Below are 5,169 nucleotides of genomic sequence, written 5' to 3' on the forward strand. Positions count from 1 at the left end.
GCTCATGCAGATGCGCCGGCAGATGGCGCCGGCGCCGGGCAAGACCACCGCGCGCAACAACCACCACTACCTGAACGCCAGCGTCGACATGGCCTGGGGTACCCTCACCGGCAGCCAGGACGCGTTCGACCTGGGGGTGGACGCCTATATGGATGCCCTGGCCGAGCTCCGGCCGGACGGCTCGCTGCCGCTCGAGACCCGGCGGGGTGCCAGGGCGCTGTGGTACCAGCGCCATGCGATCGCCTCGCTGGTGACGATTGCCGAGATCGCCGCGGTGCAGGGGGTGGACCTCTATGCCCGCGAGGTGGACGGCCTGAGCCTGCACGATGCGATCGGCTTCCTGGTCGCGGCGATCCGCGATCCCGCCCTGGTCGAGCCCTATGCGAGCGAGGATGCCAACTCCCGGACCGATGCCGACTGGCGCGACCAGGACCTGACCTTCCTGCAAACCCGCGGCCATGGCCGCCACTACATGGCCTGGGTCGAGCCCTACCGGGCGCGCTTTCCGGAGCGGCCGGAGGCACAGGCACTCACCCGGATCCTGGCGGAATGGGATCCTGACTTTCAGCCGGCGATCGACGACTATTCCGGCGGCAACATGAGCTGCTTCTTCGCCCCAGCACCGTCTGGCCAGGTGGCGGAGGAGCCAGGCACCCAGGCGGCGCTGACCGCAGCAGGAGACGATCCCAGGTGATCCGGTTCTACTTCAACGCTTCGCCCAACCCGCTCAAGGTGGCGCTGTTCCTGGAGGAGGCGGGGCTCCCCTACGAGAAGGTGCCGCTCGACCCGCGCCGTGGCGAGCAGCATGAGCCGGCGTTCCGCCGGATCAACCCGAACGGCAAGGTGCCGGCCATCGTGGACGAGCAGGGGCCCGGCGGCCGGCCTGCCACGGTGTTCGATTCCAACGCGATCCTGCTCTATCTCGCCGAGAAGACCGGGCAGTTCCTGGGAGCGCCCGAAGACCGGCCGCAGCTGCTGTCCTGGCTGATGTTCGTCGCCACGGGTCTCAGCCCGTTCTCCGGCCAGTCGGTGCATTTCCAGAAGTTCGCGCCCGAGCCCGTCCCCTATGCCATCAACCGCTACCGCCGCGAGGTGGAGCGGCACTACCGGGTGCTGGACAGTCAGTTGCAGGGGCGCCCGTTCGTGCTGGGCGACGACTACACGATCGTGGACATGGCTGCCTGGGGCTGGCTCGTGCGGGCCGACTTCGCCCTGCCGCCGGTGGATGGCGGCGATCCGCTGGATCCGTTCCCGGAGCTGCAGCGCTGGTTCCGCGCGATCGATGCCCGCCCCGCGGCCCAGCGCGCCCGCACGATCGGCCAGGGCCATGCATTCAAGCAGGAGATGGACGAGGCGGCCAGGCGGGCGATGTTCCCGTCCAACTACCCGCCGGGCTGAGCCGGAGGGAGCAGCCCCCGGACAACGAAAAAGCCCACCGGAGTCGCCTCCGGTGGGCCTGTTCGCGAAACTCTTCGACAGATCAGCGCGAGTAGAACTCGATCACTTCCGCCGGCTTCATCTCGACCGGGTAGGGCACGTCCGCGATCAGCGGGGTACGGACGAAGGTGCCACGCTTGGCCTTCGTGTCGACCTGCACATACTCGGGGATGTCGCGCTCGGCGAGGTTCAGGGCTTCCTCGACGAACGGGAAGTCCTTGGCCTTGGCCGACAGCTCGATCACGTCGCCCGGACGGACCCGGTAGGAGGGGATGGTGACCCGGCGGCCGTTGACCGTGACATGGCCGTGGTTCACGAACTGGCGGGCGGCGAACGGGGTCGAGACGAACTTCATGCGGTAGACCACCGCATCCAGCCGGCGCTCGAGCAGGCCGATCAGGTTCTCCGCGGTGTCACCGCGCATCGACGAGGCGTCCTCGTAGATGTTGCGGAACTGCTTCTCGGTGATGTTGCCGTAGTACTCACGGATCTTCTGCTTCTGCGCGAGCTGGACGCCGTAGGGCGTCACCTTCTTGCGCTTGGCGCCATGCTGCCCGGGACCGTAAGCGCGACGCGCGAGCGGATCCTTGGCGCGGCCCCACAGGTTCACGCCCAGACGGCGGCAGATCTTGCTCTTCGCGGCGTTACGCTTAGTCATCGACCCTCGATACCCACGGCACGACAAAAACAACGCCGCTCCCAGGCCGAAGCAGCGTGGCCGGGAGCTAATAGCGGAAGCTGCGCGGCTGTCAAGCGTCTGCCTCCCGCTTCCCCGTCTCCTTGTCCCGCCGGGCCGTGGTCAGCTCCTTCAGGATGCCGCGGAACAGATGGATCTCGGAGGTGGTGAAGCCGCGCCGCTCCAGCATGGTCTCGATGGTGAGCGCGAAGGTGCGCCGCCGCTCGGGCGTCTTGAAGAAGTCGACCTGGTCGAGCTCGGCCATCAGCGCCTCGTGCAGCCGGTGCACGTCGGCCTTGGCGGCGGGAACGGTCCGGTCGGGGGCAGGGGCGGGGGAACCCTCCGGCCGCCGACGGTGCCACTCGTAGGACACGAGCAGCACGGCCTGGGCCAGGTTCAGGGACGGGAAGTAGGGATTGACCGGAATGGTCAGGATCGCATCGGCCAGGGCGATCTCGTCGTTCTCCAGGCCGGTGCGCTCCGCCCCGAACAGGAAGCCCACCCGGTGCCCCTGGGCGATCGCGCCGTGTGCGGCCTCCGCCACCGTGTCGGCCGGCAGGACCGGCTTGTGGAGGTCACGGCCGCGCGCGGTCGTGGCGTAGAGCGTGTGGATGTCGTGCAGCGCCGAGGGGAGATCCTTGAAGATCTCCATCCGGTTCAGGACCTCGTTGGCTCCGGAGGCCGCCATCAGCGCCTTGGCGTTCGGCCAGCCGAAGCCGGGTGCCACCAGGCGCAGCTCGTAGATCCCGAAATTCAGCATGGCGCGTGCGGCCGTGCCGACATTCTCGGCCATCTGCGGGCGGCACAGGATCACCACCGGGGCTTCGCCCAGGGTCTCGATACCGCCGCGCAGGGTCTTGGACCGGATCAGGCTCTTGTCCCTCACGCGGCCTCGGCGGCCGAAGCCCGCTGTTCGGTCACGAGCTTCCAGACGATCGCGTCGCACAAGGCCGCATAGGAGGCATCGATGATGTTGCCGGACACGCCCACCGTCTGCCAGACCCGCCCGTCCCCGTCCGCACTCTCGATGATGACGCGGGTGACCGCGGCGGTGCCGGCCTGCGGCGTGAGGATGCGCACCTTGTAGTCCACCAGCTGCATGTCGCGCAAAGACGGGTAGATGTGGCTCAGCGCCTGGCGCAGCGCCTGGTCCAGCGCGTTCACCGGGCCATTGCCTTCCGCCACGGTATGGAAGACATGGCCCTCGGCCGCGACCTTGATGCTGGCCTCGGACAGGTCGGCCACATGGCTGCGCGCGTCGAAGCGGCGCTCGTTGATCACCCGGAAGCGCAGGAGCGAGAAGAAATCGGGCAGGATGCCCAGCGAGCGGCGGACCAGCACCTCGAAGCTGGCGGCCGCCCCGTCATAGGCCCAGCCCTCCGCCTCGCGCGCCTTGATGGTCTGCAGGAGCTCCTGGACCTGCTCCTCGCTCGGGCTGACGGCCAGGCCCATTTCAGCGAAGCGGGAAAGCAGGTTCGAGCGGCCGGCCTGGTCGGAGACCAGGACCTCGCGGCTGTTGCCGACGGCCGCCGGGTCCAGATGCTCGTAGAAATGCGGGCTCTTGGCGACCGCCGAGGCATGCAGCCCTGCCTTGTGGGCAAACGCCGAGGCGCCGACATAGGGCGCGTGGCGGTTGGGCGTGCGGTTCAGCCGCTCGTCGAAGGTCCGGCTGATCTGGGTCAGCCGCTTCAGCCCGGCGGGCGTGACGCCGGTGCAAAAGCCCAGCTTCAGCACGAGGGTGGGGATCAGGCTCACCAGGTTGGCGTTGCCGCAGCGCTCGCCTAAGCCGTTCAGCGTGCCCTGGACCTGCCGGGCCCCCTCCATCACCGCGGCGATCGTGTTGGCGACGGCGTTGCCGGTATCGTCATGGGTGTGGATGCCCAGCCGCTCCGGGGGAACGAAGGCCGCGACCTCGCGCGTGATGTGCGCCACCTCGTGGGGCAGGGTGCCGCCATTGGTGTCGCAGAGCACCACCCAGCGCGCACCCGCGTCCAGCGCCGCCTGCAGTGCCGCCCGGCCATAGCCGGGATCCTTCTTCCAGCCGTCGAAGAAGTGCTCGGCGTCGAACAGCGCCTCCTTGCCGCGTGCCACCAGGGCGGCGATGGAATCGGCGATCATCCGCAGATTCTCGTCGGGCTCCACGCCCAGCGCCTGCTCGACCTGCTCCCGCGACGACTTGCCGACCAGCGTCACTGCCTTCGCCTGGCCGCGCAGCAGCGGAGCCAGCACCGGGTCGTTGTCGGCAGAGCGCCCGGCCCGCCGCGTCATGCCGAACGCGGTGAAGGTCGCCCGGGCGAGCTGGGGGGGCTTGGCGAAGAACTGGTCGTCGGTGGGGTTGGCGCCCGGCCAGCCGCCCTCGACATAGTCGATGCCGAGCTCGTCCAGCAGGCGGGCGATCTTCGCCTTGTCCGCCACCGAGAAGTCGACGCCCTGGGTCTGGGCGCCGTCGCGCAGCGTGGTGTCGTAGAGCCAGAGGCGCTCGCCGCTCATGACACCCTCCGCCAGGTGGTACCGCCCGGACCATCCTCCAGGATGATGCCCTTGGCCAGGAGCTCGGCCCGGATCCGGTCGGCCTCGGCGAAGTTCCTGGCCTTGCGCGCGGCCAGACGTTCGGCGATCGCCGCCTCGATCCCGGCGGCTTCGTCGCCGGCTCCGCCCCTCAGCCAGGCCTCGGGTTCGTTTCGCAACAGGCCCAGCAGGGCAGCCGAGGCCAGGAGCCTGGACCGGTCCTCGGGTTCGTTCGTGCGATTGAGCCGGCCCAGCAGGTCATGCAGCACGGCCAGGGCCTTCGGCGTGTTCAGGTCGTCGCACAGCGCCTCGACCAGGGCCGGCTCGGGTTCGTTTGGTAAATCGCCCTGCACCCGCGCCAGCGCACCGTAGAAGCGGTCGAGCGTCGCCTTGGCCCGCTCGATGCCCTCCCAGCTGAAGTCGAGCGGCGAGCGGTAATGGGTGCCGAGCGTCCAAAGGCGCACCGCCTCGCCGGGCGCCTTCGCCAGTACGTCCGCGACGGTGGTGAAGTTGCCGAGCGACTTGGCCATCTTCTCGCCGTTCACGGT

General features: G+C 69.0%; 6 protein-coding genes. 2 read left to right on the forward strand and 4 right to left on the reverse strand.

The window, feature by feature from the left end; all coding sequences use genetic code 11:
• Together VNS22_RS09440 and VNS22_RS09445 are read left to right on the forward strand one after the other, a co-directional pair.
• Positions 1 to 694, forward strand: a 694-nt coding sequence (locus VNS22_RS09440) for an alginate lyase family protein (RefSeq protein WP_325731768.1), incomplete at its 5' end; no start/stop codon positions are given.
• A complete protein-coding gene (locus VNS22_RS09445; protein WP_325731770.1) occupies positions 691 to 1,398 on the forward strand; it encodes a glutathione S-transferase family protein in 708 nt (235 codons plus the stop codon). The genes VNS22_RS09440 and VNS22_RS09445, both read left to right, overlap by 4 nt.
• Before the next feature lie 82 nt (positions 1,399 to 1,480).
• On the opposite strand, the gene rpsD is transcribed toward VNS22_RS09445, so the two are convergent.
• The 4 genes from rpsD to VNS22_RS09465 all read right to left on the reverse strand — a co-directional run.
• Positions 1,481 to 2,095 (reverse strand): 30S ribosomal protein S4, encoded by a 615-nt coding sequence (rpsD, locus tag VNS22_RS09450; RefSeq protein WP_159716495.1) that lies wholly within the window; start codon positions 2,093 to 2,095, stop codon positions 1,481 to 1,483.
• A gap of 91 nt (positions 2,096 to 2,186) precedes the next feature.
• A complete protein-coding gene (locus VNS22_RS09455; RefSeq protein WP_325731773.1) occupies positions 2,187 to 2,999 on the reverse strand; it encodes an RNA methyltransferase in 813 nt (270 codons plus the stop codon).
• Positions 2,996 to 4,603, reverse strand: a complete 1,608-nt coding sequence (cimA, locus tag VNS22_RS09460; protein ID WP_325731775.1) for a citramalate synthase — start codon at positions 4,601 to 4,603, stop codon at positions 2,996 to 2,998. Before cimA ends, VNS22_RS09455 begins: the two co-directional genes overlap by 4 nt.
• Positions 4,600 to 5,169, reverse strand: a 570-nt coding sequence (locus tag VNS22_RS09465; protein WP_325731777.1) for a DALR domain-containing protein, incomplete at its 5' end; no start/stop codon positions are given. The genes cimA and VNS22_RS09465, both read right to left, overlap by 4 nt.

Origin of the sequence: Geminicoccus sp., assembly GCF_035556675.1 — a bacterium.
In the GTDB taxonomy this organism is placed as follows: domain Bacteria; phylum Pseudomonadota; class Alphaproteobacteria; order Geminicoccales; family Geminicoccaceae; genus Geminicoccus.

Excerpts from the sequence above, each read along its gene's own strand:
- rpsD (WP_159716495.1), bottom strand. The coding sequence starts at position 2,095 with ATGACTAAGCGTAACGCCGCGAAGAGCAAGATCTGCCGCCGTCTGGGC.
- cimA (WP_325731775.1), bottom strand. The coding sequence starts at position 4,603 with ATGAGCGGCGAGCGCCTCTGGCTCTACGACACCACGCTGCGCGACGGC.